The sequence below is a fragment of the Streptomyces sp. NPDC101110 genome, assembly GCF_044759525.1.
Classification (GTDB): domain Bacteria; phylum Actinomycetota; class Actinomycetes; order Streptomycetales; family Streptomycetaceae; genus Streptomyces.
Map to the genome: position 1 here is coordinate 1 of NZ_JBIVZM010000009.1, position 25,008 is coordinate 25,008.

Genomic DNA, 25,008 nt, shown 5'->3' on the forward strand with positions numbered 1-25,008 from the left:
TGCTGCGGGACGTCGCGGAGAACCGCCAGCTCGGTGACGTCACCACACTGACCGACTCCACGGTCATGGACCTCATCCAGGCCAAGCTGCCGGCCACGCCCAGCGAGGACTGAGTCCACCCGGCTTCGGTGCCGGGCGGCGGATTTCCGCCGTCCGGCACCATATTTGTGTGTACCGACTGGGGCAGCTCATCCTCGTGATCCGAGGGCCTCGCCGAGTCCGGCTCGCCCCGCGATGCCGAGCTTCCGGTACGTCCGGCTGAGGTGCAGTTCCACCGTCCGCAGCTCCACGAAGAGCTCTCCCGCGATCGCCCGGTTGGTCATGCCCTCGGCCGCCATCTTCGCCACCCGGAGTTCTGAGGGGGTGAGTGCCTCAACCCCATGCGGCTTGTCCGGGCCGTTGGGCCGGTAGCCGCTGCGGCGCAGCTCGTTCTCCGCCGCGAGAGCGATCGCGGAAGCCCCACTTCGGTCGGCCACGTTGAAGGCTTGCTGCAGGTGCGTCCGTGCCTCAGTGAGGGCCCGGTCGTCGGCCAGCATCACTCCGCAGTCCAGGAGGGCCTGGGCGTACAGCACCCGCGCGCTCGTGCCTTCGAGCGCTGCCACGGCCTCACGCAGCAGCCTCACGCCTTCGGCGCCGCCGGCGACGACCCCAGCTGCGCGCAGCGCACCGCCGACGTACTCCGGCACCCCCCAGCCCTGCGCCAAAGCCAACTCCTCCTCGGCCAGTTCACGCGCGCGCGGCAGATCCCCCAGAGTCCGGCACACCAGCGCAGCCTCGGAACGCCATGGCAGGATCGCGGGGTTCACCATGCCGCGCGCCCGGGCTCGCTCACCGCTGTCCATGAAGTCGGCAAGTGCCTGGCGTGGTTGACCGAGGGCCAAGCGTACGCGGCCTCGCACCAGCGTGGCGAAGTCATTGGCCCAGTGCTGCGAGAGCACACCGGTGAGCCTGTAGCGGTCGAGAAGGTCCTGAGCCTCGGCCGGCCTGCCCTGCTTGAGCAGACAATCGGCCCACAGGGCCACACTGTGGTTGGCCTGGCAGTCGGCGCCGACGGCATGCAACGTCGTGACGGCCTCTTGGGCGTCGCCGATACAAGCGACAACGTTGCCCAGCCGGAAGTTGACTCCCGCCCGCAGCGTGCGGACGTAGGCCAGAGCCAGACCCGCGCCCCGCTTACCCAATGCCTTGACACTGGCGTCGACGACGGACAACGCCGCCTCCGGACGACCGGCAACCGCCAGGGCCAGCACGGCGCCCGTGAAGACGAACGACTCGTCACCCGGCGGCAGCACCCCGTCAGCCAGGGCCGTTTCCGCGTGGGCGAGGGCTTCTTCGGGCGAGCCGTCCCGCATGACGGAGAGGAGGGAGAGAAGTGCCGCCATGGAACGCTCAGTTGCGGGCTGCCGTGCCGCCGCACTCCTGACCGCGGCCGTTTCGGTCATCACCGACCCGGCACTCTCCCGGTACGTGATCTGTGCGTACAGTAGGTCGATTTCCGTGCGCAAGGCCCGGGCCGGGTGGCCGGGCCGCAGTTCGCGCACAGCATCCCGCAGCACCTGGATGCCCTCCGGGTAGCGGTTGAGGGCGAACAGGGCGCAGGCCAGTGACCGGGCGGCAGCCTCCCGAGTGTCCGGTGTGGGCGACAACCGGAGTCCACTCCGCAGACTGCGTACGGCGGACTGCGCACAGCGGGTCAACTCCGCCTCTCCCAAGGAGAGCAGGACGAAGGCGCGCACCTCGTCGGCCAACGGCTCGCGCAGGGCGCGCCGAAGGCAGGCCACGGCGCTGTCGTTGTCCCGGCTCCTGGCCTCGTCCGCGGCGCGCAGCAGCGCCTCGGCGACCCACTGGTCACCTCGCCGGCTGTGCAGCAAATGCGGGGTGAGCGCGTCCCAGGGGGCGCCGATGTCCAGCAGATGGCGGGCCGCACGAGTGTGCAGCTCACGACGGCGGCTGGGCGGGACTTCGTCGGCGAGCGCGGCGGCCACCGCGGGCGCGGCGAAACGCGGGCCGTGCGGTGAGTCCTTGACGATTCCCTCGCGGCACAGGGAGTGCACCCGGTCCGCGACCGTGCTCTGGGGCAGGCCGGTCACGGAGGCGAGCAGGGCGGGGGTGCAACTGTCGGCGATCACTGCAGCCGACAGCGCCACCCGCAGGCTCTCCTCGCCGCCGGCGGCGATGTCGGCCAGCAACTCACGGCCCACCTCGCGAGGCACGAGTCGTGGCACCATCGGCGCGGAGGCATCGTCCGGTTCCAGCTTGTGTGCCCGGGCGAGTGACGCCACCTCGCTCACCACGCCGGGAATGCCCGCGGTGGCGTGATGACAGGCTTCAACGAACGCGGGAGTGGGCTCAGCGCCCAACTCTGCGGCGAGGAGACAGTGGATCTCCTCGTGAGTCAACGGCGCGAGGTAGATGCGATGCTCGAAGCACGGCAGTAGCGCGCCGACCTCCAGGGCGGCCGGAGTGGCGGCTGTCTGCGGTCTGAGCGTGGCCAGCACCGGTACGGCGGGACGGCGCAGTAGGTGACGACCTAGCCACTGGAGGGACGCCCCGTCGGCCAGGTGGAGGTCGTCCAAGGCCACGGCGACGCGACCCTCGCTGCCGGACAGGACGGCGGTCACCATCTCGTCGAGGCGCTGCGGGCTAAGCGCGTCCTGGCCGCTTCGGCTGCCGGTGAGCAATCTGCTCGCGAACCCGAGGGCCGGATCGGCACGGTCACCGGCGGCGGAGATCACACGGCGGCCCTGAGCCGAGGCCTTCTCGACGAAAGCGCGCAGGAGCGCGCTCTTGCCGGCACCTCGGCTGCCTTGTACCAGTACATGTGATCCGGTCGCGGAAGCGGCAAGAAGATCGTGCAGGAGCCGATGCTCCCGCTCTCGTCCTATGAGCACGGTAGCCGATTATGCGGGGTTGACATGCAAGGTGCCATGTTCATCCACGATGCGGAATGGCGGCAATGCCGAACTTGTAGCAGATGGCTTGTCATGGTTGCTCAGGCAACTTTCAGTTGACCGAACCACCTCCCGGCACACCGAAATACCGCAACCTTTCGGGGCCGCAGGGGTGGTTGAACGGCGTCGGGTCGTGCTGACATGTTCCGGCAGGCTGCCACGCTCTCCGCAGTCGTTGAGTCAACCTTGGCCTTCTGTCTCTCCTCGCCCGGGAGTCATGCCACAGCCTGCGCTGGCAGTAAGTACATGATCGGAGCACACATGCAGGGCACCCCTACGCGACCCCGCCCCACGGCGGAGCTGTATCAGACAGCCGTGTGGTCGCTGGTCGGCTTCACCTCGGGGATGACCCTCATGGTCGGTGTTCTCGTCGGGTCCGCACACGTCTGGCCCCTTCCTCTGCTCGTCGGCGGGACGCTGGTCGGGGCCGTCCTGGTCACCTACAGCTTCAGGGCGTAAGCGAGATGGGCAAAGGCGCGAGAGGCCGGTTCCTCGGGCGGGCCTGGCTGCCGAGCGAGCGGCGGCGGCATGCCACCCACTACAGCATCACGGCGATGGACATAGTCTTGTCGGCCGGTGCCATCGCCTACGCGCTCCCCGTCTATTTCGCGATCATCCCCCGCACCGACCCGTCGCGCGGGGCGTCCGGCGAAGGGCGGATCGACTGGCTCTTCATCGCCTGGGTCGTGACCGACGTCGCCGCCGGACTGGCGATCGTCGTCCGTCGCCGGTTGCCGCTCCTCATGGGCGGCGCCGCCGTATTGGCGCGGTTCGTGACCGGTTCCGTGTTGACCGTTCCCATCGCTGTCTACACGCTCGTCCGGCTGCGCAGATACTGGTGGGCCGCGGCGACGGGGAGCGCGTTCTGCGTCAATTCCCTGTACGACTTCTACACAGAGTCGGGTCCGGGCGTCCGTTACGGCGGTGTCCCACTGCTCGCGGTCCAGATGTTCGAGGAAGCCGTCATCAGGAACGCCGTGCCGTTCGTCCTCTTCCCTGTCCTGGCCGCCGTCAGCGTCCGGCAGCACCGTCAGCGGATCGACAACCTCCAGGTCATGAACAGACAGTTGCAGCGCGAGCAGGAACTGGTGTCCCGCAATGCGGCCCTGACAGAGCGTGCGCGGATCGCGAGGGAGATGCACGACGTGGTCACCCACTACGTCGGACTGATCATCCTGCGGGCCGGGGCCTTGGAGATTACGGCCGGGCCGGGGTCCCCCGCAGGCCAGAGCGGCAGCCTCATCGCCGGCCTGGGACGCAAGGCGATGAGGGAGCTGCGCGACCTCCTCGGCGTCCTCCGCACGGACATCTCCGGCCCCGACACGGCGCTGAGCCGTACCAGTGAGGCCCCCTTCGTCCCCGACGTGGAGCAGCTCCTCTCCGGAGCACTCGGCGCCGGCATCGCTGTCTCCTGGTTCTTGCACGACGGGTTCGACGAGTTCGACCCGCGGACCAAGCAGGCGGTGTACCGCATCGTGCAGGAAGCTCTCACCAATGCAGCCCGACACGCCCCGGGCGCCGACGTCCTGGTCGTAGCCGATCGACTCGGCGACACCTGGTGTCTGAAAGTGCGCAATGGAGCGACCCGTTCGGCGATGCGTCCGGACTCCGTGAGCGGCGGTCTCGGCTTGGTCGGGATGCGACAGCGGGCGGAGAGCATTGGCGCGACGCTGACGGCCTGGGCGACACCCGCCGGTGAGTTCGAGGTCATTCTCTCCGTGCCTCTTGACTCCGAAGCCCGCACGGTCACCCCGGAGAACAGGGCCGACAGGGAGCCGGCTCCGGAGCCGAGCTGACCGCGGAACCGTCTGTGCCTCACCCGCGGGTTGCTGCGAGATTCCAGTCACGGCGGGAATGACTCACGAAGGCCGGCGTGACGCCGGTGCCATCGTGAATGTCGCCCAGGAGCTCGAGTCTCTGGCCCGGACCGGGACGTCGTGGCGACCGCTCCCGATCAGTACCAGGATGCGCTGGTCCACGGCGAGCGAAGGGCAGCCCCGGGCTGGCTCTCCCTCTGCCCGCTTGAGGGGTGGAGGAGCCGTGACAGGCGACTTCGCCGCGCGTATGAGCGCGAGGAGGTGCCCTCAGCCCCGCGCCGCTTGCGATGTCTTGCATCTCTTCCACCAAGTCGGGCGTGTGCGCCCGGCTACGCGATGACCAGCCGCCGTGTCACGGCCAGGGCGACCCGAGACGCCTCCGCGAAGTAGCCGAGCGCGACATCCCGCCCTCGCCCATCGCCTCTGCTCCCCTGTGTCGGCGGCTGCGGAGATCCGTGCTCCTGGGCCGGATCGTCCATAGCGCAACGATGATCCGACTCAAGAGCTTCAACCGAAGTTCCAGGGGAGGAGAGGCCAGGGCCACAGTCGCTGAGTGCGGCGTTATGCGCCGGGATGGGTACGGCAGTGAGACTCAGGGCGCTCCAACCGGCCGTACGCGCCGGCCGGTTGGAGCGTGTGTCTCGGGGCGGCGCGGAGCGCCTGCTCGGTTGCGGCTCGCGGAAAGCCTAGACGCAGTGAGTTCCGTTTGACGGTGTCACGTTCCAGAGCAGGTAGTCGTCGACCAGACGGGTCAGGCAGGGCTTGCCGGCGAAGTAGGCGCCGTGGCCCTCGCCTGCCACCGTGATATCGACGCCGACGTTCCTACCCAGAGCCCGTGCCAATTTACGAGCTCCGGCCACCGGAGTAGCCGGATCACCGGTCTGCCCGATGACGAGGATCGACTTCGCTCCTGCCGCCGACACATCCAGACGCTTGGACCTTCCCCGTACGGGCCACTCGTTGCAGGCGTCGATGCCCTCCGCGGAACTCGCCCCGAACACCTTGGATGCGTTCATGAACTTCATCCGCAGAGAAGCGACCTCCGCGGCGCTGGGCCGCTCACGGCTGTCGGCGCAACTGATGGCGAGGTGGGACGACTGAAGCGTGCTGTAACGGCCTTTCGGATCACGCTCGACGAACGCGTCGGCGAGAGCCCGCAGGATGTCACCGCGCTGTTCCGACATGCCTTGCCGAAGCCCCTTGGTCAGCACAGGCCAGGTCTTCTTGTCGTAGAGCGCCGAGGCAATGCCCGTCTCGGCCACATCCGCGGTGACGGGCCGGCCCTGGGATGTCGTCAAAGGCGCCCCGTCGAGCTTCTTCAGCCAGGAGGCGAGGATACGGTTGCCCTCCTCACCGCCGCTGCCCGTCGGACACGCCGAACCCTGGCGTGCACAACTGTCCATGTAATGCTCCAGGGCCATCTGGAAGCCCTGCGTCTGGTGCAGTGCAGCTTCGGCACCGCTCTCCGTGGGATCGACAGCCCCGTCAAGGACGAAGCGCCCGACCCTTCGGGGGAAGAGATGCGCGTACACGGCCCCGAGCTCCGTGCCGTACGACACCCCGAAGTAGTTGGTGCGTTTTTCGCCGAGCACCTCTCGCAGAACATCCATGTCGCGGGCGGCGTTCTCCGTACCCACGTGGGGCAGGACCGCGCCCGAGTCCTTCTGGCATGCGGCAATGTACCGAGCGGTGGCCTTCTTGAGACGAGCACGTTCAGCGGGGGTTTCGGGCGTGAAGTCCAACTCGTAGTAGCGGTCGAGCGCCGCACCTTTGAGGCAGGTGACACCGCTGCTCGCGCCCACACCGCGAGGGTCGAAACTGACCAGATCATAGCTTGAGTGGGGCCGGAAGAGCAGCTTGCTGACGAGCGGCAGCATCGCGACGCCTGATCCCCCGGGCCCCCCGAAGTTGAGCAGGAGAGATCCGCGTCGCCTCTCCTGATCCTTGGTCTTGCTGCGGATCAGCGCGATCCCGATTGACTTGCCGGACGGCTGCGCGTAGTCCAGCGGAACCCGGAGTGTCGAGCACTGGAAGTTCTTGCCAGGAGCCCGGCCCATTCCCTGCTCGGGCTTGGGCGGTGGGCAGGAATGCCATCGAAGTTCCTGGCCGGTTATCGACTTCGGCAGAGTCTTCGGGACGGGTGGTTTGTGCGAGGTGGAGTCGTCTGTCTTCCCACTGCATCCGGACAAACACAGAAGGGTGACTCCGATCGAGGCGCACATAAACATATGCAGTCCGAGCGGCCATCGACGTGGTTCCTTCGCCGATGTTGACAACAATCGATGATTCATGATGTTCGACCGGGACTCTCCATGAGTGACTGACGTGCAATCTCTCTCACATCCAACCTTCGTGACCTCGGTCGACCGAGCAGTTCAGCCCCGAACAGTACAAATGATTCGGTGCGACCGGGCCGAAGCGCCGGTTCCGGCGGTCACAGGACGACGACACGATGGGACACAGCCTTCGGCATGCCCGAGCCGTGGTCCGCCGACCCTTCTCCCGATGGGCCATCATGACTTCACCAGCCGCTGTGCTCAGGAACTCCGCCATGCGTTTCCCGGACCATTCCGCAATCATTTGCGAAGACGCCTCCGTGAGCTATCGGGAACTGTGGGACCGGTGTATGCGCATGGCCGCCGGTCTGTGCCGCAGAGGCGTCCGGCCGGGACTACAGGTGGGGGTCCTGCTGCCGAACGGGCCGGACTTCGTCGCCGTCTACTACGCGGCTCGGGCCCTGGGGGCGAGCGTGGTCGCCGTGCAGGGCATGCTCGCCGAACCCGAAGTGGAGCGCGTTGTCACGGACAGTGCCGTGTCTCTCCTGGTCTGCCCAGATCACCTGCATCGCCTGTACCGCACCATCACGCTGTGCGTAGCGCCCTACGACCTGGTCCGCGAGCGGTACGAGGCCGACCTGATCGGGGAGGCTGAACCCGACGTCACCTCTCCCTTCCTGCTGAGCCGACAAGACATCCTGTACAGGTGTCTGCCGCTGTCGCAGTACTTCGGCAGGGTCGCCATGCACGCGTGTGTCGGCGCCGGCGCGACCCTCGTACTGGACGACGGCTTCGTGGCGGAGACAGCTCTCCGGGCGTTGACGAAACACCAGTGCACAGTGATGACAGGCTCCCTGCCCATGTACCGACCGCTGATCGACACGTTGAGATCAGCGCCCGGCCTGCGTCCGCCCCGGCTGAAACACATCTACTCCGAGGGGTTGGTGGTGCCGAAGGAGACGAAGGACGAACTCTTCCCTCTCCTCGGTTGTTCCGTGCATGAGCTGCCGATGTTTGACCGAAACAAAGTGATCTGAAAGACGGTGCTCATATCAGCCCGAACGCCCCGCGCTCCTCCGCACGCTCGGGCGTGCAGATGTCCTCTACGGTGTAGGCATCCTCCTCGAGCGCGTCAGCCCGTCGTCCGAACTCCGGGTTCGCGCGCCGAAGGTGATCATCTGCTGCTGGGCCCTGCTCACCGCTGTCTCTGACACGGTCACCCGCGATGGCTGCCGCGTCCACGGGCCACCCCCTCCATGCTGTCCGCGATCATCCACCTCATCTGCTCCTTGTGGCTCGTGGTGGAAGTGCCCCCGCCACCGATGTCGGAGGGGGCACCGCACACGGTCGCTGGACGTGCGAGGCGGAAGCGGCCAGGGCAGGCGGTCCGGCGCGCGACAGTTGTACGGCTACAGGCCTCATACCCAGCACCGGTACCGTGCCGAAGAACAGTGACAGACAACCTGGTGGGACGCTCAGGTCAACGCATGCACGGAGCGCAGCCGTGGAGCCGGCCTCCCGCGGCAGACTGGTCTTATTGCGTAACCTCAACCACTCACCGATCTCATCCGCAAGTCTGATGCGCGCGACGTCCGTTGCCGCTTCGATCAGCCCCCTGGCCAGAGCGAAGCGGTGAACCTCAGACTTGCCGGGGCCTCAGCTCTCCGAACTCCGCCGACGGTCTTCTGGTCTCCGTTGCCGCACACTGATTCCGCCCCAAGACGGCGTTCATTGGTGTGCCCGTCCCGACTCGAGGAGTCGCTTACTCATGCTACTCAGCAAGCGTGCCGCGAAGGTGACCGCGTGTGTCGTCACGGCAGCAGCCGTCACCGGTGTGGTCGGCGTCGACCAGCTAACGAGCCCGGCCACTGCCTCCGTCGAGGGGCCCAAGCCATACGACAGACCAGTCGCTCCGCAGCTGAAGGTGCCGGATGGCAACGAGAGGACGGCACAACTCGACGCCACGGGCGTTCAGACCTACACGTGCACCGACGGCACATGGTCACTACTGGAACCCGCCGCGACGCTGTTCCGGCACGGTGACCGGCGGCGCCGCCCCGCCGCGCTGCACTCGCGCGGACCGGTCTGGGTGTCGACCACCGACGGCAGCGCGGTCAACGCCGCTGCCGTGCCCGGCGCAAAGGCCCCTCGTCCCGACGCCGTCCCCGAGCTTCTGCTCAAGTCCACCGACAACCGCGGCACCGGACTGTTCGGTTCCGTCTCCTATATCCAGCGACTCAACACCCGGGGAGGCGTCCCGCCGACCGGGTCCTGCGCCGCGGGCACACAGACCGCTGTGCCGTACAAGGCCACATACGTCTTCTACCAGCCCGTCGAGCCCTGACCCCGTCGCTCACCCGAGCGGAAGAATCCGCGCAGGCGGCCTTGAGCGGCCGGCGAAGTGACCTGCGCGGCACCGCAATCCCTCGGCAGCACCTCTCTCACGAGATCGGGCCCACCGAAACACCGCCGCGGCACCCCGAAGTCTTTTGAGTTAGGAAGCCCCGGTCGCTCACTCCGGCTACCGGTGAATGATGGGATACACCCATGTCATCCTCGACCACCTGCCTGACCATGCCTACGCCCACCGTCATCCGACGGCAAGTTGACCTCGTTCTGGAGGACTTCCTCGGAAGACAGCAATCTGGTGAGGCGCACGAGCCCCCCATGCCGGCTCAGATGCGTGAGGTCATCGGCCAGTACGTGATGCGGGGCGGGAAGCGGCTGCGCTCTCTGCTGTGCGTTGTCGGCTGGTACGCGGGAGGAGGGAACTACCTCGCCCGGTCGGTGGTCAACGTGGCGGCCTCCTTGGAGATGTTCCATGCATGCGCGCTACTCCTCGACGACGTCATGGACGAAAGCCACGTACGCCGAGGGCAGCCCACCGCTCACCGCGCCCTGGCCGGCCTCCGAGACGGAGACCAGGCACGACGGTTCGGAGCCAATGCCGCGATACTCCTCGGCAACCTCGCCTTGTCCTGGTCCGATGAACTGCTCCGCTCCGCAGACCTTACTCCCCGTCAGCTGAGGCAGGTGGGGGCGGAGATCGACAGCATGCGCAGAGCCACCGTCTACGGCCAATACCAGGACCTCCTGGCTGCCTTCACCCGTACGCCTCAAGTGGACAAGGCCTTGTTCATCGCCCGGAACAAGACAGCCCGGTACACCGTCGACGCCCCGCTCAGAGCAGGCGCCGTCATCGCCGGCGCCGACGATGAATCGCTGAGCAGGTTGAGTGACTTCGCCCTCCCACTGGGCATCGGCTATCAGATCCGCGACGACATCCTCGGGGTCTTCGGCGACCCGGCAGAGACCGGCAAGCCGCGCGGTGACGACCTGCGCGATGGCAAGTGCACCCTTCTCGCGGCCCTGGGCGTCTCCCGAGCCGACTCCCCGGACGCCAGGCGCCTGACGCACCTCCTTTCCGGCCCCCTCGGCCCCGACGAAGAAGCAGAAGCCCGCGACCTCCTCGTGACCACCGGGGCGCGGGAAGCGGCCGAGACGCAGGCAGCAGCTCTGCAACAACAGGCTCTTGACGCTCTTACAGGCGCACCCTTCCCTCCCGAAATCCTCGACATCTTGCGGCGCTTGGCGGACGAACTCACCTTGCGCACGAAGTGATGATGATCAGGGTGTCCAGGCGGGCGGTTCGTGGGCGCGTCCTGATGGACCTGTTGGCCGAACTCGGCGGTGCTTTCCGAAAGGCTCCGGTCGATCAGTGGTAGGCGCTGGAGCCGAAGCGGTGGAGGGCCGAACAGACCCACGGGATCCCGGCGCCTGGTCCACGCCCACGAGCTCGGCCACAGATGTTGTTGCAGACCGGAGACCAGCCTCCAGTTGGCCGTGGGCGGAGCCACGTGATGCCGCGGTCGTCAGGTACTGGAAGGAACCGAACCTTCGTCTTGCTTCGGCAAGGACGGGGTGTGTTCCGGCCCGCCCATCGTGTTGCTATGGGGGTCGTCTTCACTTTGGTCGCTCGCGCGTGCCACGAGCCGTCAAGTGCGACTTCGACGTCCCGGTAGCCGGCGGCCATTGACAGCCACAGTTTCACAGGCACGCGGACATAAAAGGCGACGGCCACACCTCGTTTCCCCCTCGAATCAGGAGCCCCCCATGTCTTCTTCTCGCCCTCGAAGCCACAAGCGTTCACAGCTGTTGTCGCGCCGGGTGGTAGCCGCGGGTCTCGGCGGAGTTGTCGGCGTTGCAGGAGTCAGCACGGCACTGGCGACGTCGTCCGCGCCCGATACGCCGGTGAAGCACCACCAGAGCGGGGAGGGCGGCAGGGCCGCGGCTGACGCGCCCACGTCCCGCGAGGCTGCGGTGAGGCGTTCCATCGTTCTCCTGGTCAACGCGGAGCGTCGCAAGGCCGGATGCGGCGCGGTCAAGCAGCACGCGAAGCTGAACTCGGCCGCACAGAGGCACTCCGACGACATGCGAGCCCGCGGGTTTTTCGACCATGTGAGTCCCGGCGGACGCGGTCCGGGCCAGCGTATAACCGCCGCCGGTTACCGGTGGTCGACCTACGGAGAGAACATCGCACGCGGTCAGGCGTCGGCCGGTCCGGTGATGTCCAGCTGGATGAGCAGCTCAGGTCACCGTCGCAACATACTGAACTGCCACGTCAAGGAGATCGGCATCGGGATCAGCCGGGGTGTGGGCGGACCCTGGTGGACGCAGGTCTTCGCTGCCCGCCGCTGACGGAGGTGGCGTCCGGCACCAGTGGCCAACGCTGCCCCGGCTGGTCTTCGGGCTCAAGACGGTACGGCAGGGCGGCCCCCGGCTCTGCTTGGCCGAACGCGGGAGTGCGTCACTGGGGAAGACCAGGCGGAGCAGGGCGAAGGGATCACCTCGCGGTCGAGGCCCTACCTCGGGAGTCGACTCAGAGGGCCTTCGACCTCCGGCGCCCGCCCCCGACTCAGGGAGATGCTTGGCTCCCGGACAGGGATTGTGCCGATTCCAACCCCTGAGGTATCCGTCGAGCTCGCCGCCGGTCTTCGCGACAGCGTGATCGAAGGCCTCAGCAGACAGGCGATCCGGGTCGCTTCGCCGGCCAGGCCCTCGTCGATTCCGACGATCACTTCCAGCACGGCGTCACTGTCGGGGCCGGGATACGTACTTCTCCCGATCCCCTCTCGTGTCTATGGCGGCATGGTGAAGGCATCGGCCCGAAGCCCCAGCAGCCGTGGCGGCCGGGCCGGCGCCTGGAAGGAACGAACGTTCGTCGACGGCCGTGCTTTCGGACGATGTGCGAGACGGACGTTGGACATTGACTTGCCGACATTCCGCCCCTCCGCCCTGCGGTGTTCGACCTCGGGCTCTTCGTGACGGCGTCCGCAGCGTCAGGCCGTCGATCGGGTACGACGTGTGCCCGGACGGGAGGTTGACTGTGCGCAGACTGCTAGCGGCAGTGACCAGCATGCTGATATCGGGTGTTTTGGTCATGAATGGAGCAGACCCAGGCTCCTCGCATGACCACATCATCGTACTCAAGATAGAGCTCGACCGTGCCTGGCGAGTCCTCGCGCCGACAATCAATGAGAACGACAACGGTGCGGTCACCGAAAGACTGCCCGGGACCATGACAGCCGCGGCAGCCGATGGGCGTGTTGCTGGCCCTTGGCGCCTTGTGCGGGTGCCGGATGCCTCGGGCTCATTCACCACGCACAGGGCCCTACCGCCGGGTCGGTGGCGGGTCACAATACGTAGTGCCCTGCCGGGGCTCGTCTTCGGTAAGGACCGCGTGCGGATCACGGCGGCGAAGAGGAGGCCTGCCGAGGTCGGAGAGAAGGCCCCGGCTTCCTCACCCGCGTCCTCTCTTCAACAAGATGAAAACGGCGACGGGGTGGGAGACATGGAAGTCCTGTCGTTCTGCGCACTAGCCATCGGAATAGGCGTGTTCTGCACAGGTCGCCGACGCTGCCGACAGGATTCCTGATCAGACCTGGGTGCGGGCCCCTCCATCGCGACCAGGTCTGCCGTCGAAGCAGTCGCTGAGACCGTCATGCTTGGCGTCGACGCACGGTCTCTGCTCACGCTTCCGGATGGCTCCGCCGGGCCGCGTGGTCGCGCATGAGTCGCCTCAGAGATGGTGGCCGCCTGTCGTCCGCCCTGCGCTGATGGCCGTGAGGTAGATGTTCAGGGCAGCAGCTGCGCAGCGTTCGCATTGTCTGAGATGGACGTTGAGCACCCTGCCCGCCCTGTGATCACCCTGTCGCACGTAGGCACTGAGGTAGGCGCTGAATTGCTGGCACGTTTCCTTTCCCAGCGCCATGGAGTCGGCAGGTTTCAGCAGCGGTCCTGGTTCCGGTCCGCCGCACAGTACGGTGAGTTCAGCATCCGTGATATTCGGTGTCGGCCTCATGTTGTTTGTCTCACTCCCACGCCGGTGCCTCGAACGGTGATGGCAGCGCAGCCGCCACGGCCACGCATGGCATCGCTGAGCAGCGTAAGCGCGACGATCGTTGGATCCACTCAGCCTCAAGTAGGTTCCTCAAAACCCCGGTTGGGCGTCTCCTGGTACTCCAATCAAGTCCGCGGGTGATCTGCGGAGTGGTCCACCCGCGGGACGGGACTGACTGTCTTGCTTTCCCTCAAGAGATATTGCTTGGCCGCCCGATCGATGATTGCGTGCAAGATGAAGGGGATCGTGTGATCCGTGACTCATACGACTACGACGTCATCGTGGTCGGATCCGGCTTCGGTGGCTCGGTCTCGGCACTCCGGCTGGTAGAGAAGGGATATCGCGTTGGTGTCCTGGAAGCCGGGCGCAGGTTCACCCGCGATGCGCTGCCGAAGAACTCTTGGGATCTGAAGAACTACTTCTGGGCGCCGAGAGTCGGCATGTTCGGTATCCAGCGCATCCATTTGCTGGGCAATGTCATGGTGCTGGCCGGGGCGGGAGTCGGTGGTGGCTCACTCAACTACGCCAACGCCTTGTACGTACCTCCCAAGTCGTTCTTCGAGGATTCGCAGTGGTGTGACATCACCGACTGGCAGGAGGAGTTGAAGCCGTACTACGACCAGGCTCAGCGCATGCTCGGCGTACGGCTCAACCCGACGACGACCCCCTCGGATGTCCATCTGAGGGCGGCTGCCCAGAGGATGGGCGTCGGTGACACCTTCCATATGGCACCGGTCGGAGTGTTTTTCGGAGACGGCAAGGACGCCCGAGGCACGGCGAAAGTTCGGCCGGGGGAGGAGGTTTCCGACCCGTACTTCGGCGGGGCGGGCCCGACGCGGCGGGCCTGTGCCGAGTGCGGAGAGTGTATGACCGGCTGCCGGTACGGCGCGAAGAACACCCTCAACGAGAACTACCTTCATCTCGCCGAGAAGGCCGGCGCGGTGATACATCCCATGACGACAGTGGTTTCGCTCACAGGCGATGGCTGCGGAGGCTACTCGGTTCGCGTGCGTCCCACTGACAGGCGGGGCAGGGCAAGTGGTCGCACATTCCGAGCACGGCGGGTCGTGTTGGCGGCCGGTACGTACGGTACCCAGACCCTTTTCCACCGCATGAAGGCGGACGGGTGCCTGCCGCACCTGTCCGACAGGCTGGGTGAGATGACCCGTACGAACTCCGAGGCCATCGTGGCTGCGCATACCGGTGACCGGCGTTACCGCAGGAAGACCGGGTCACCGAGAGCGGACTTCACGCACGGCGTGGCCATCACATCCTCGATTCAACCCGACGAGAACACGCATTTCGAGTCGGTGCGCTACGGTCGCGGCTCCAACTCGCTGGGCTGCCTGTCCATCCTCCAAGTGCCGTACTCGGGCGGCGGTTCCGCTGCGCTCAGGATCAAGGGCTGGTTGGGCCATGCCGCACGGCATCCCTGGCTGCTACTGCGCTCGCTGTCCAATCGCCGCTGGTCGGAGCGGACCATCATAGGCCTGGTGATGCAATCGCTGGACAATTCCCTGACGACGTATCTGAAACCGTCCGGGCTTGGCCGAGGACTGCTTACTGTCCGGCAGGGTCACGGCGCCCCCATCCCTCAGCAGATCAAGGCCGCCACGGACGGTGCGTCCGCCCTCGCGACAGAAATCAACGGTTTCCCCGGCTCCAACGTCGGCGAGCTGATGGGAATGCCGCTCACAGCGCACCTGTTGGGCGGCTGCCCCATCGGCGCCTCCCGTGAAACCGGAGTGATCGATCCGTACCACCGGCTGTACGGCCACCCCGGGATCTCGGTCGTGGACGGTGCGGCGGTTTCGGCGAATCCGGGTGTGAACCCGTCCCTGACGATCACGGCGCAGGCCGAGCGAGCGATGGCGTATTGGCCCAACAAGGGTGAGAGAGATGCGCGCCCGGAGCAGGCCGCGTCCTACCGACGCCTGCGACCTACCGTGCCGAAATGCCCGGCGGTGCCGGCGGAGGCGTTCGGTGAGTTGCGGCTGACCCTGGGCATGCCCGGGTTGGCGCCGCGTTCCGAGGATGCCGCACGCGAGGCGCAGCCTTCGGAGAGAGAGGAAGACGACGGCCAGGGCGGCGTCTGTGCAAGCCGGTAAGGGACGCTGGCCGCCGGGCGGTTGTGCGAAGCGATCAATCCATGGATCAGGCGATGGTGACCATGGCTCGACAGTGACAAGCGCCTCGCTGTAGCGGCTGGCCAGGGTTCGCTATGTCCAGCCGGCTGTGTGCAGTCTTACGACGAGATGACGGCGCGATAGGCAGCACACAGGCCTTCATTGTCCGCCGCTTCCGCGCCCGCGGCATGACTTGAGAGCCCGGACGGGGGCCGGGCTCCCTCATCGCGGCGACGGAAGAACACTCAAGACCGGGTAGCTGTGAGGTCCCAGTCGCGGCGAGGTACGCAGGCCAGCAACAAGCGGGTGTAAGGGTCCTGAGGGTCGCTCAGCACCCGGGCGGTTGCGCCCTGTTCCACTACGATGCCTCGTCGCATCACCAGTGTTTCATCGGTGATGTGCTGCACGACGGCCAAGTCGTGGCTTACGAAAACCAACGCGATTCCCAAGTCATCTCGTAGGTCTGCCAGGAGTTTGAGGATCTGTGCCTGGATCGACACGTCAAGCGCTGCGACTGCCTCGTCGAGCACCAGGATCTGCGGTTCCACGGCAAGGGCACGGGCGATGGCCAGCCGTTGCCGCTGCCCGCCCGACAATTCGTGAGGCCTGGCGTCAGCTTCTCGGGTGCCGAGTCCAACCTGGTCGAGGAGCGCTTGGATGCGAGTCTCGGGAGAGGGGTGTCCGTGCAGACTCAATGTCGTGCGGAGGCAGCGGCGGGCAGTCAGCCGGGGGTCGAGTGACAAATAGGGATCCTGGAAAACCATCTGAATCTCCCGCGCCCGCGCCAGGCGGTCGCGGCTGCGTCTCCTGCCGAGGACGCGCTTGTTGCCGTTGACCATGATGGTTCCGGCGTCGGGCTGGAGCAGGCCGGTCAGCATGCGAGCGACGGTGCTCTTGCCCGAGCCGGATTCGCCCACGATGCCGATCGAGCCGCCCGGGGGCAGGGTGAAGCAGACCTGGTCGGCCGCGATGAGACGGTCGCCGCTGGGTAGCCGGTAGGTCTTGGTGACTTGGTCGACCACAAGCAGGGGCGGACCTTCGGGGGCAAGAGTTTCCAGACGCTTCACGGCAGGCTCCTGGTGGGTGCTCCGGACACTGTGGCCGGGGCCACCGTGGGCACAGGTGCGCCGGGCAGGTCGGGAAGTCGGCGGCAGGTTGCTGAGGCGTCCGCTCCCGTGGGCACCGGCTTCGGTGCCCAGGTGTCGCAAGCCGGCTCGGTGTGCGGACAGCGCCCGCTGAACGGGCAGCCCGTGAACGCCTCGGCCAAGGAAGGTGGTCTGCCTGGGATGGGGCGCAGAAGCCGTGGGCCGTCGCCCAGCTCCGGCGAGCATTCCAGCAGTCCCCGTGTGTAGGGGTGTCGGGCACCGTCGAAGAGGAGGTGCCCCTGCTGTTCCTCCAAGACCCGGCCTGCGTACATGACGTACACCCGGTCGCAGTACGCGGCGGCCAGATGCAGGTCATGGGTGATGAACAACATGCCCAGGTCCCGTTCGGTGCGCAGGTCACGCAGCAGGGAGAGGATTTCGGCCTGCGTGGTGACGTCGAGCGCGCTCGTGGCTTCATCGGCGAGCAGCAGGCGTGGTTCGGCGGCGAGGGCGCCGGCGATGACAACGCGCTGCAGCATGCCGCCGGACAACTCGTGCGGGAACTGGCGGACGTGCCGTTCGGGAGCGGGCAGGCCCACGGCTTCGAGTAGTGCGGTGACCCGTTCGCGCGCCTCTTGCCGGCTGTGGCCGCCCGCCAGGGTAAGGCGCTCGTTGAGAAAGTCGCCGATCCGGCGGACGGGGTTGAGCGCGGAACGGGGGTCTTGGTGGACCATCGCGACCGTCCGGGAGCGGTGACTGCGCAGCGCCTGGCCGGACATCGCCCGCACGTCAGCACCGTCGACCCATACCCGGCCTTCGTGCCGAGCGCCGTCGGGCAGGATACGTAGTACCGCTTTTGCGGTGGTGGACTTACCGGAGCCGGATTCCCCCACGAGGCCGACGACCTCACCGGAGCGGACCCGCAAGGACACGTCGGCGAGCAGCGGGCGGGCAGCGCCGGGAAGGTCCACGGTCAGGTTTTCGATATCGAGCAGCATGGGCCTACCTCCTGGCGCCGAGCCGGTCGGCGCCCCAGACGCCGACCACATTGAAGGCCACCACCACGGCGGCGATGGCGGTGCCCGGCACGAGTGCGGGGAGCAGGGCGCCCTGGACGATGGCTGCTTGGCCCTCCTGCACCATCAGGCCCCAGTCGGAACTCGGCGGTTGGGCGCCGAAGCCGAGGAAGCTGAGCGTGGCGAGGCTCATCAGGGCCTCACCGAACAGCACGACCAGGTACCCGACGATGGAGCGGGCGAGATTGGGCACGAGATGCGCCACGCAGATCCGCATCCCGCTCATGCCCTGCACCCGGTAGGCGTCGATGTACGCTTTGGACCGCTCGCCCAGGGCCACGCTGCGGGTGTACTTGGCGATGGTGGGTGCGTACGCCAGACCGAGGGCGATCACCGAAGTGGTCATACCGGCGCCGAACACGGCGATGACGAGCACGACGAACAGCAGGCCTGGAAAGGCGTACATCACGTCGGTGATGCGCGAGATCAGCGTGTCTGTCCAGCCGCCCCGCCAGGCGGCGACCGTGCCGAGCGTGACACCCAGGGCGGCGGCGAGCGCGAGCAGCAGGAGCGGGGCGATCAGGCTCGTCCGGGCGCCGTACAGGACCCGGGAAAGCAGGTCCTGACCGGAGGCGTCGGTGCCGAGCGGATGCTCTGCGGTAGTACCCACCAGTGAAGCCGACAGGTCGATGGCATCCGGTGCGGCGGGAGCAAGCAGGGGTGCGAATACCGCGGCCAGTGCCACGAGGGACAGGAAACCGCCCGCGGCGAGCACCGCCCAGGGGCGGCGGGCACGCCGGGGAGCGGCGAGCGGTGACGCGGTGAGGGGTACTGCGGTCATGCATGGCTCCTCAAGGACTTGAGCCGGGGGTCGAGCAGCGGGTGCAGGACGTCGACGATGGTGGTGACGGTGATGTAGGAGGTGACCATCAGCAGCAGTACGGCCTGGGTGACCGGGAAATCGTGCGAGTTGATGGCCCCGATGAGCAGGGAGCCGATGCCGCTGAGCCCGAACACCGTCTCCACTGCGACGGTGCCCGCGAGCATGCCGGCGGTGACCAGTGCGCACATGGTGACGATCGGGCCGAGTGCGTTGCGCAGTACGTGTCGCCGCACGATCTCCGGCTCGGGAAGTCCGGCGGCGCGCGCCACCGCCACGTGGTCGGCCGCGCCGGCGTCGACCATGGCCTGCCGGGTGACCCGGCTGATCACCGCGAGGGCGCCGAGCGCCATGGCCACCGCCGGCAGCGTGAGGTGGTGCAGGGTGCCCACGACGCCCTCACCGCTGCCCGCCACCGGGAACCAGCCGAGTCCCACCCCGAAGAACGCGACCAAGGCGATGCCGCCGACGAACGAGGGGACGGACGCGGCCAGCGTGGTGCCGGCGACGACTACTGAGTCGACCCAAGTGCCGCGGCGGACCGCGGCGAGGATCCCGCCGCCCACGCCGAACGCCACGAACAGGACCGTGGCGTACGCGACCAGGCCCAGCGAGGTGGGCAGTCGGGAAGCGAGCAGGTCGGAGACCTGGTCACCGTACTGGAAGCTCCGGCCGAGATCGAAATGCAGACAGTCCCACACCCAGCGGCCGTACTGGAGGACCAGTGGTTCGTCGAGGTGGTACTGGGCGCGCACGGTGGCCAGTCGTTCGGGGGTGAGCTTGTCCCGGCCTCCGGCCAGGAAGACGGCGGGGTCACCAGGGGCCGCATAGGCGGCGGCGAAGATCACGAAGGAGGCGGCGAGTAGGGTGGCCAGGAGCCCCGTGAGCCGTCGGCCGATGGCGACGATCATGGTGTTCACCCCTTCTTGGCACCGAGCTGGGCGGCCCAGGGGGAGTACAGGTAGGCCTGCGAGGCAGGCGGACCGGTCAGTTTGTCGTTCAGAGTCAGGACAGTGGGCATCTGCGCGATGGAGATCCACACGGCCGCGTCGGTGAACTCGCGCTGGATGTCCACGGCGAGTTCGGCACGCTTTGTGTCGTCGATGGTGCGCAGTGCTTCCTCGACCTTGGCGTCATAGCTGGTGCTGCTGAAGCCGACCCAGTTGTTGGTGCTGTCGGACAGGCCGTTGTCGTAGAACCCGATGGGGTCGCTCTTGGAGATGTACCAGTCGGCGACCAGCACGTCGATGTCGGCGCGGGCGCCCTTGTCGCCGTAGGTCTCCTGGTACGTAGAGGAGGACATGGTCTTGATCTGTCCCTTGAGGCCGATCTTTGCCAGGGCGGCCCGCACCGCGTTGGCGATGACCAGTCGGCCCTGGGTGCTGTCCGTTCCGATCACCACCGGACCGTCAGGGACCTTCTTGGCCTTCTTCACCAGTTGCTTGGCCCTGGCGATGTCCTTGGAATCCGGGGCCGCTGGGGCATTGGCGAGTTCCGCTTGCGCTGCGACGAAGGCAGGCTTCTCGTAGCCCCATGCCCCGGAGCCGACGGGCGCCGCCCATGGCTGGACCAGCCCGCCGTAGCCCGACTTGGCGATGCCCCTGCGGTCCAGCGCCAGGGAGAGTGCCCTGCGAATGTCAGGATCGGCCAGCCCACCGCGCTCGGTGGGTATGAGGGTGAGAGTGGCGGTGCTCGGTCCGTAGTGCTGGTTGAGTCCCGGCTTGCCGCGCAGGGAAGCAGCAGCCCCGACCGTGTCGGCGTATGCCCCGTCGGCCGCTCCGGTGGTGAGCGCGTTGACCATCGCACTGTCGTCTGCCCAGCGGAAGAAAACCTTCTTGGTCAGAGGCTTGGCGCCCCAGTAGCCGTCGAAGGCGGTCAGGGTGATGGAGTCGCCGGACTTCCAGCTGCCGAGCACGTACGGTCCCGAGCAGGCATCGCTCTGACTGGGGGTACCGAACTCCTTGCCTGCCTTCTTGACCTGCTCGGCGTTGTAGACGAGGCCGGCGTCGCCCGCGAGGGCCTTGGCGAACAGGGCGTCGGGCTGCTTGAACGCGATGGTGATTTCGCGCTGCCCGGTCTTGCGCATGGAGGTGACGTTGACGAACTCGTCGGACTGCTCCATCTCCGGCCTGGCATGACGCCGGAGGCTGTAGAGGACGTCATCGGCGGTCATCCGAGAGCCGTCGTGGAAAGTGACACCGTCGCGGAGGGTCAGGACCAGCGTCTTGTCATCCGGTCTGCTCTCCTTCTCGACGAGATGGGGCTTCACCGACATGTCTGGCTGCAGTTGGTAGAGGCGCTCACACACGTTGCTGAGCACGGTGCGGCCCGCACTGCCGCCTTGAGTGTCCATGTCGAGGGACTCCGGTTCGTCCTCCAGCAGCCAGTTCACAGAGGTGACTGCCCCGGTGGCGCGGGCGGTAGTGGGTGACAGCTTCAGCTTGGAGGCGTCGACGGAGGTTTCCTTGCCGGAGGAAGAGCCGGCACCGGCGCCGCTGCATGCGGTGCCGAGGGCCATTGCCGAGACGAGGCCGACGGCCGCGACGGAGGACTTGAGCTTCACAGTGGTGCTCCTGAGCGAAGGAATGGGGAGAGGATGGAGGCGTCAGTCAGTTCGGCGAGTGTGGGCCGTCGTAGAGGTTCCAGGGAACGCGCTGGTAGTCGCGGTCACAAGGGGTGCCGGCCGTGACGTGGTAGTCACCGGCGGTCAGATCGACGCAGGAGGAGACGAGTGTCTTCCAGTGCTTGACCTGAGGTTGCCGAGGGTCTGCGTGGGTGCACAGGGACTCGGGGTAGCCGAGGTGATCCGACATCGCTTGCTTGATCAGCTTGCGTGACTCGTCGGGACCGGTGGCCTCACGCAGCTTGCGCAGGCCCTCCTGCGCGCGCGGCAGACGCACCAGGGAGTCGGATGAGATCGGCCGGTAGTCGCCGGCCAAGGCGTCCGGGACACCGGCTTGATAGTGGTTGCCGTGCACCAGCAGCCCGTCGTTCGGGTACAGCCAGCCGTGCCCCGCCGGGGTGGTCTCCACGTCGATGGCGAAGCCTTCACGACAAGTGAGCAGGGCGTTGCTGGCGATGTGGGCGCGTGTGCGGAACAGGACGTCCAGCGCCTCTGTGATGTTGGACTGATCGAGGACCCGGCGCCGGATCACGGTCTGCGGCAGGCCGACGGCGTCATCGAAACGGCCGCCGAGCCCGTTGGCGTTCAGGGCGATCCCGGCCGAGTTGGCACCCTGGCGCCCGATCTGCCCGGCCTCGACCTGCATGATGACGGTGGGCTTGGGGGGCTGGACGATCCGCAGCATGACGACCGTGTCGGCAACGCCGGCCCGCCAGTCCCAGTTCTGCCCGGCCCAGACATGGCTGTCACCACTGGCCTCGCCGTGAACAGTGAAGGAGGTGCAACCTTCGGCGGGCTCTTCCCTCCGCGGCATGCGGTTGAAGGAGTCGTCGTAGATGACTTCGCCGCGTGCGTTGAGCGCCATGATGTCGAGCAGATCGAGCCCCGCACCGTCCGCGATGCCCTGCATCTCTTCGAGTAGATCGGGTGCGTACTTGCGTACTGGGTCCAGCCAACGGGCCGCACGTGCCGTGACCTGCTGCCAAGTCAGTCCCGTGGATACACCGAACGCCTCCGCGTAGTAGCCGAGTGCCGCGTCCAACTGCTGAGCGACCGCCTCACCGTACTGCCGTCCTCTCTGAGGTGCCGTCCCAGAGATCTCGACGAGCGAAAGGCTGTGCTTCATGAAGGGGCTCCTCTGGACACGTGCTGTAACTCTGGTTCCGAGACTTCGGGATCCTGGTCTGGGGTGTTCAGAGCGTAACGCGGATACCGTGGACGTCAAGAGATGTAACAGAGATTTCAGGCGCGGCGTGTGCCGCGCCTGTGCGGTCGACTTTGTGAGGGCCGCCGTGTGGTCTGGAGAGCTCTCTCCTCCCCTGAGCGGACCGCCGCGCGCACGGTGAGCGCGGCGGGCAGGGCGACGGCTCTGCGCCGGCGGGGCGATGCAGGACACCCCCCGCTGCACGAGCGGCAAGCGGTCCGGAGATGCGACGTCGGCTCGGTTGTGGAGGTGCTTGATCTCCGGCGGGCATGGTGCGGCGAAGCGGTGTTGTGCCGCACGCTCTTGGATCTTCACTGGCCCCGTTGTGCGCAACGGCGCTGCCGGGCCGGGGGTGCGGTTACTCAAGACGCCACCCATTGCGTCAGCGGCGAGACGCGAGTGGTCGTGCCGCGCGGTCTCTCCGGTGACTACTGACGAGTTCCGTTCTCATGGGCGATCTCAAGGCGCAGGCGAGGCGACCGACGGATCATTTCAGACCGATAGCCGCGCAGCTTCGCCGATACGTCGTGGTGCAGATGTCCTTGGTGGTGTAGACGCCGTCTTGCAGCACTGTGTCCCCGATGTTGCTCTTTGTGAGTGCGACCACGGGTACCAGCTTCGAGGCGATGTTCTTGTGTGTGGGGCTGTCGACACGGTCAGGGGTCAGTGCCGCGAATGCGATCATTCTTCCCTGAGCCCTGGCCACGGCCATTTCCGCCGCGAACTTCGCCTCCAGCAGGAAGGGCTTGTACACGGTCATGTACTGTTCGCCGGAGACAAGGCGCTGCACTGCCTCGAGATCTGCGTCCTGGCCCGTCACCGGGGGGAGTTTGTCGACTCCTGCCTCCTTCAATGCCTCGATGGCAGCGCCTGCTATGCCGTCGTTCGCCGAGTAGACCGCAGCGATGTTGCTGGCGCCCAGGGATCGGATCGCCTTCTGCATGTTGGCTTTGGCTACTTTCGGAAGCCAATCGCGGGTGTCGTACGATACGGCGATGTTGGCCTGACCCTCGAGTTCGTTGAGTGCTCCTTTCTTGAGTGCCGCGGTGTTCGGGTCGGTTGGTGAGCCGTTCAGCATGACAATCTTGCTGCTGGAGGCTGCTGGACCAAGTGCCTCGATGAGGGCGCGTACCTGTACCTCACCGACAAGTTCATTGTCATGGGAGATGTAGGCGTCTATCGGGCCTTGTGCGAGCCGGTCGTAGGCGATGACCGGGATACCCGCGTTCTTGGCCTGCACAATGGCCGGCGCGATGGCTTTCGCGTCCACGGCGTCCACGACCAGTACATCTACCTTGTCCGTGATCATTTGCTCGAGCTGTCTGCTCTGTCTGACCGCACTCGCCTTGGCGTTGGCGTAATGCACGCTGGCCCGGTTCTCGGTGAGAGCCGCGACCTCGCGCTCGAAGATGGGGTAGTCGAAGGCGTCGAAGCGCTTCGTCTCCTTGTCGGGCAGGAGAAGACCGATGGTGAGGTTGTTGTCCCTTGTCGCGCCTGCGCTGTTACCGCCGGCCTGGCTGATGACACCGCAAGCGGCGAGAGACAGTGCAGATGCGGAAGCGGTCAGGGCTCTGACGGTACGCAGAGCAGCGATCTTACGGTTGGTGTTCACGTGGAGTACCCTCCGGGCAGGGAGCAGTTCGCGGCACGGTTGGTTGCGGCGCACATGCGGCATGAACGCAGGGTTGTGCCGCCACCGTGCCCGTTGAAAACCGACGGCTGATTCAGTGGGCGTCGGGGTTGTTAACCTCGGGTCCGCCTGAGCATGGTGACCGGTGCAGGTGCCGGCCAACAGAATGTGGGTCCGTAGGAGCATGCGGTCGCGCCATGGTCGAGGAGGGAGGGTCACCCCTCACGAGTGGGACGCGAGGCACAGAGGCTAGCGCACGCGTTGCAACATCGCTGAGTGTTCGGACTATACCCGTGCGTGTTTACACAAGTTGACAACGTTGACCAACGGGTGGGGCCCCCGGCCGGGCGAGGTGACTGCAGCGACACGGCCGGCGGCGGTAACCGAATGACACATCTGGGCGTTGGGTTGTGTCCGCATCGTCAGGGCAGACAGAGCGCGCTCGACGCTGGGCAAGAGCGCCTCGGTCGCCCGCCCTGGCTCGTCGTCAACTCCCCACTGACCGAACTGCCCCATACCCATGTGACTGAGTGCTTCAGTTGCCCGGTTGAGCCGGAAGGTCATCTCTCGGCCCGTCAGCGGCTTAGCGCCTCCATGGACCTACGCCGCGCGGCCTGTGTCCTGACACTCCTTGAGCATGCCCGAGATCCGATGACTGTGCGTCCCATGTGTCTGGCAAACCTGTGTGCGTACGGCCTCCTCATCTGACGGCCATCGGTGTTGACGCGTGTTTGAGGAGGAGCGCCGCATAGACATGCTTGGATTCCTCGGACTGATGCCGCGTGCGTTCGAGCGCGGTGAGCCGCGCTCCGCGGTTGTACGGCTGCTGGTCGGTTTGATCCTGCCGCCGGGCGACCAGGGGCGAGGGGCAACCGGCTGGGCGAACCGCGCCCTGGGCGCCTTTCGTCCACTGCGCCGAGCGGTTGCAGGCGGCGACGACGGCGACCCGACCGGAAGTGGCCGCACGAGGGTCTTGGTCGGGTGAGCGGATGAACCCTCC

Annotated in this window: 17 protein-coding genes; 7 read left to right on the top strand and 10 right to left on the bottom strand. The window is 66.7% G+C overall.

Annotated elements, in window-relative coordinates:
- Window positions 1–188 precede the first annotated feature (188 nt).
- Window positions 189–2,891, bottom strand: a complete 2,703-nt coding sequence (locus ACIQU3_RS21470; RefSeq protein WP_403927140.1) for an AAA family ATPase — start codon at window positions 2,889–2,891, stop codon at window positions 189–191.
- Between the two features lie 306 nt (window positions 2,892–3,197).
- Between ACIQU3_RS21470 and ACIQU3_RS21475 the strand changes: the two genes are divergently transcribed.
- Together ACIQU3_RS21475 and ACIQU3_RS21480 are read left to right on the top strand one after the other, a co-directional pair.
- Complete coding sequence (locus ACIQU3_RS21475) at window positions 3,198–3,410, top strand: hypothetical protein (RefSeq protein WP_403736261.1); 213 nt, start codon at window positions 3,198–3,200, stop codon at window positions 3,408–3,410.
- A gap of 95 nt (window positions 3,411–3,505) precedes the next feature.
- The gene (locus tag ACIQU3_RS21480) at window positions 3,506–4,747 is read left to right on the top strand and encodes a sensor histidine kinase (protein WP_403927143.1); all 1,242 of its coding nucleotides are present in this window, start codon (window positions 3,506–3,508) and stop codon (window positions 4,745–4,747) included.
- Window positions 4,748–5,454: 707 nt separating this feature from the next.
- Here the strand turns inward: ACIQU3_RS21480 and ACIQU3_RS21485 are convergent.
- Entirely contained in the window at window positions 5,455–6,957 is a 1,503-nt protein-coding gene (locus ACIQU3_RS21485; protein WP_403927146.1) for an alpha/beta hydrolase, read from the bottom strand.
- A gap of 362 nt (window positions 6,958–7,319) precedes the next feature.
- Between ACIQU3_RS21485 and ACIQU3_RS21490 the strand changes: the two genes are divergently transcribed.
- The gene (locus ACIQU3_RS21490; protein WP_403927149.1) at window positions 7,320–8,081 is read left to right on the top strand and encodes an AMP-binding protein; all 762 of its coding nucleotides are present in this window, start codon (window positions 7,320–7,322) and stop codon (window positions 8,079–8,081) included.
- Window positions 8,082–8,091: 10 nt separating this feature from the next.
- On the opposite strand, the gene ACIQU3_RS21495 is transcribed toward ACIQU3_RS21490, so the two are convergent.
- A complete protein-coding gene (locus ACIQU3_RS21495) occupies window positions 8,092–8,286 on the bottom strand; it encodes a hypothetical protein (RefSeq protein ID WP_403927155.1) in 195 nt (64 codons plus the stop codon).
- 526 nt (window positions 8,287–8,812) lie between these two features.
- On the opposite strand from ACIQU3_RS21495, the gene ACIQU3_RS21500 reads away from it, so the two are divergent.
- From ACIQU3_RS21500 to ACIQU3_RS21515, 4 genes are all read left to right on the top strand, one after another.
- A complete protein-coding gene (locus ACIQU3_RS21500; RefSeq protein WP_403736238.1) occupies window positions 8,813–9,388 on the top strand; it encodes a DUF3455 domain-containing protein in 576 nt (191 codons plus the stop codon).
- 203 nt (window positions 9,389–9,591) lie between these two features.
- Window positions 9,592–10,665, top strand: a complete 1,074-nt coding sequence (locus tag ACIQU3_RS21505) for a polyprenyl synthetase family protein (protein WP_403927158.1) — start codon at window positions 9,592–9,594, stop codon at window positions 10,663–10,665.
- Between the two features lie 492 nt (window positions 10,666–11,157).
- Entirely contained in the window at window positions 11,158–11,742 is a 585-nt protein-coding gene (locus ACIQU3_RS21510) for a CAP domain-containing protein (protein WP_403927161.1), read from the top strand.
- 1,950 nt (window positions 11,743–13,692) lie between these two features.
- On the top strand, window positions 13,693–15,552 hold the full coding sequence (locus tag ACIQU3_RS21515; protein ID WP_403927163.1) for a GMC oxidoreductase: 1,860 nt from the start codon (window positions 13,693–13,695) through the stop codon (window positions 15,550–15,552).
- A 263-nt stretch (window positions 15,553–15,815) separates the two neighbouring features.
- Here ACIQU3_RS21515 and ACIQU3_RS21520 read toward each other — a convergent pair whose 3' ends face one another.
- From ACIQU3_RS21520 to ACIQU3_RS21550, 7 genes are all read right to left on the bottom strand, one after another.
- Complete coding sequence (locus ACIQU3_RS21520) at window positions 15,816–16,628, bottom strand: ABC transporter ATP-binding protein (protein ID WP_403927503.1); 813 nt, start codon at window positions 16,626–16,628, stop codon at window positions 15,816–15,818.
- A gap of 5 nt (window positions 16,629–16,633) precedes the next feature.
- Window positions 16,634–17,653: an ABC transporter ATP-binding protein gene (locus ACIQU3_RS21525; RefSeq protein WP_403736226.1), complete on the bottom strand. Its 1,020-nt coding sequence runs from the start codon at window positions 17,651–17,653 to the stop codon at window positions 16,634–16,636.
- A 4-nt stretch (window positions 17,654–17,657) separates the two neighbouring features.
- Window positions 17,658–18,512, bottom strand: a complete 855-nt coding sequence (locus ACIQU3_RS21530) for an ABC transporter permease (RefSeq protein ID WP_403736223.1) — start codon at window positions 18,510–18,512, stop codon at window positions 17,658–17,660.
- Complete coding sequence (locus ACIQU3_RS21535) at window positions 18,509–19,462, bottom strand: ABC transporter permease (RefSeq protein ID WP_403736218.1); 954 nt, start codon at window positions 19,460–19,462, stop codon at window positions 18,509–18,511. Before ACIQU3_RS21535 ends, ACIQU3_RS21530 begins: the two co-directional genes overlap by 4 nt.
- Before the next feature lie 5 nt (window positions 19,463–19,467).
- Window positions 19,468–21,069 (bottom strand): ABC transporter substrate-binding protein, encoded by a 1,602-nt coding sequence (locus tag ACIQU3_RS21540; protein ID WP_403736303.1) that lies wholly within the window; start codon window positions 21,067–21,069, stop codon window positions 19,468–19,470.
- 91 nt (window positions 21,070–21,160) lie between these two features.
- Entirely contained in the window at window positions 21,161–22,300 is a 1,140-nt protein-coding gene (locus tag ACIQU3_RS21545; RefSeq protein ID WP_403736215.1) for a C45 family autoproteolytic acyltransferase/hydolase, read from the bottom strand.
- A gap of 565 nt (window positions 22,301–22,865) precedes the next feature.
- Window positions 22,866–23,990: a sugar ABC transporter substrate-binding protein gene (locus ACIQU3_RS21550; protein ID WP_403736212.1), complete on the bottom strand. Its 1,125-nt coding sequence runs from the start codon at window positions 23,988–23,990 to the stop codon at window positions 22,866–22,868.
- Between the last annotated feature and the right edge of the window lie 1,018 nt (window positions 23,991–25,008).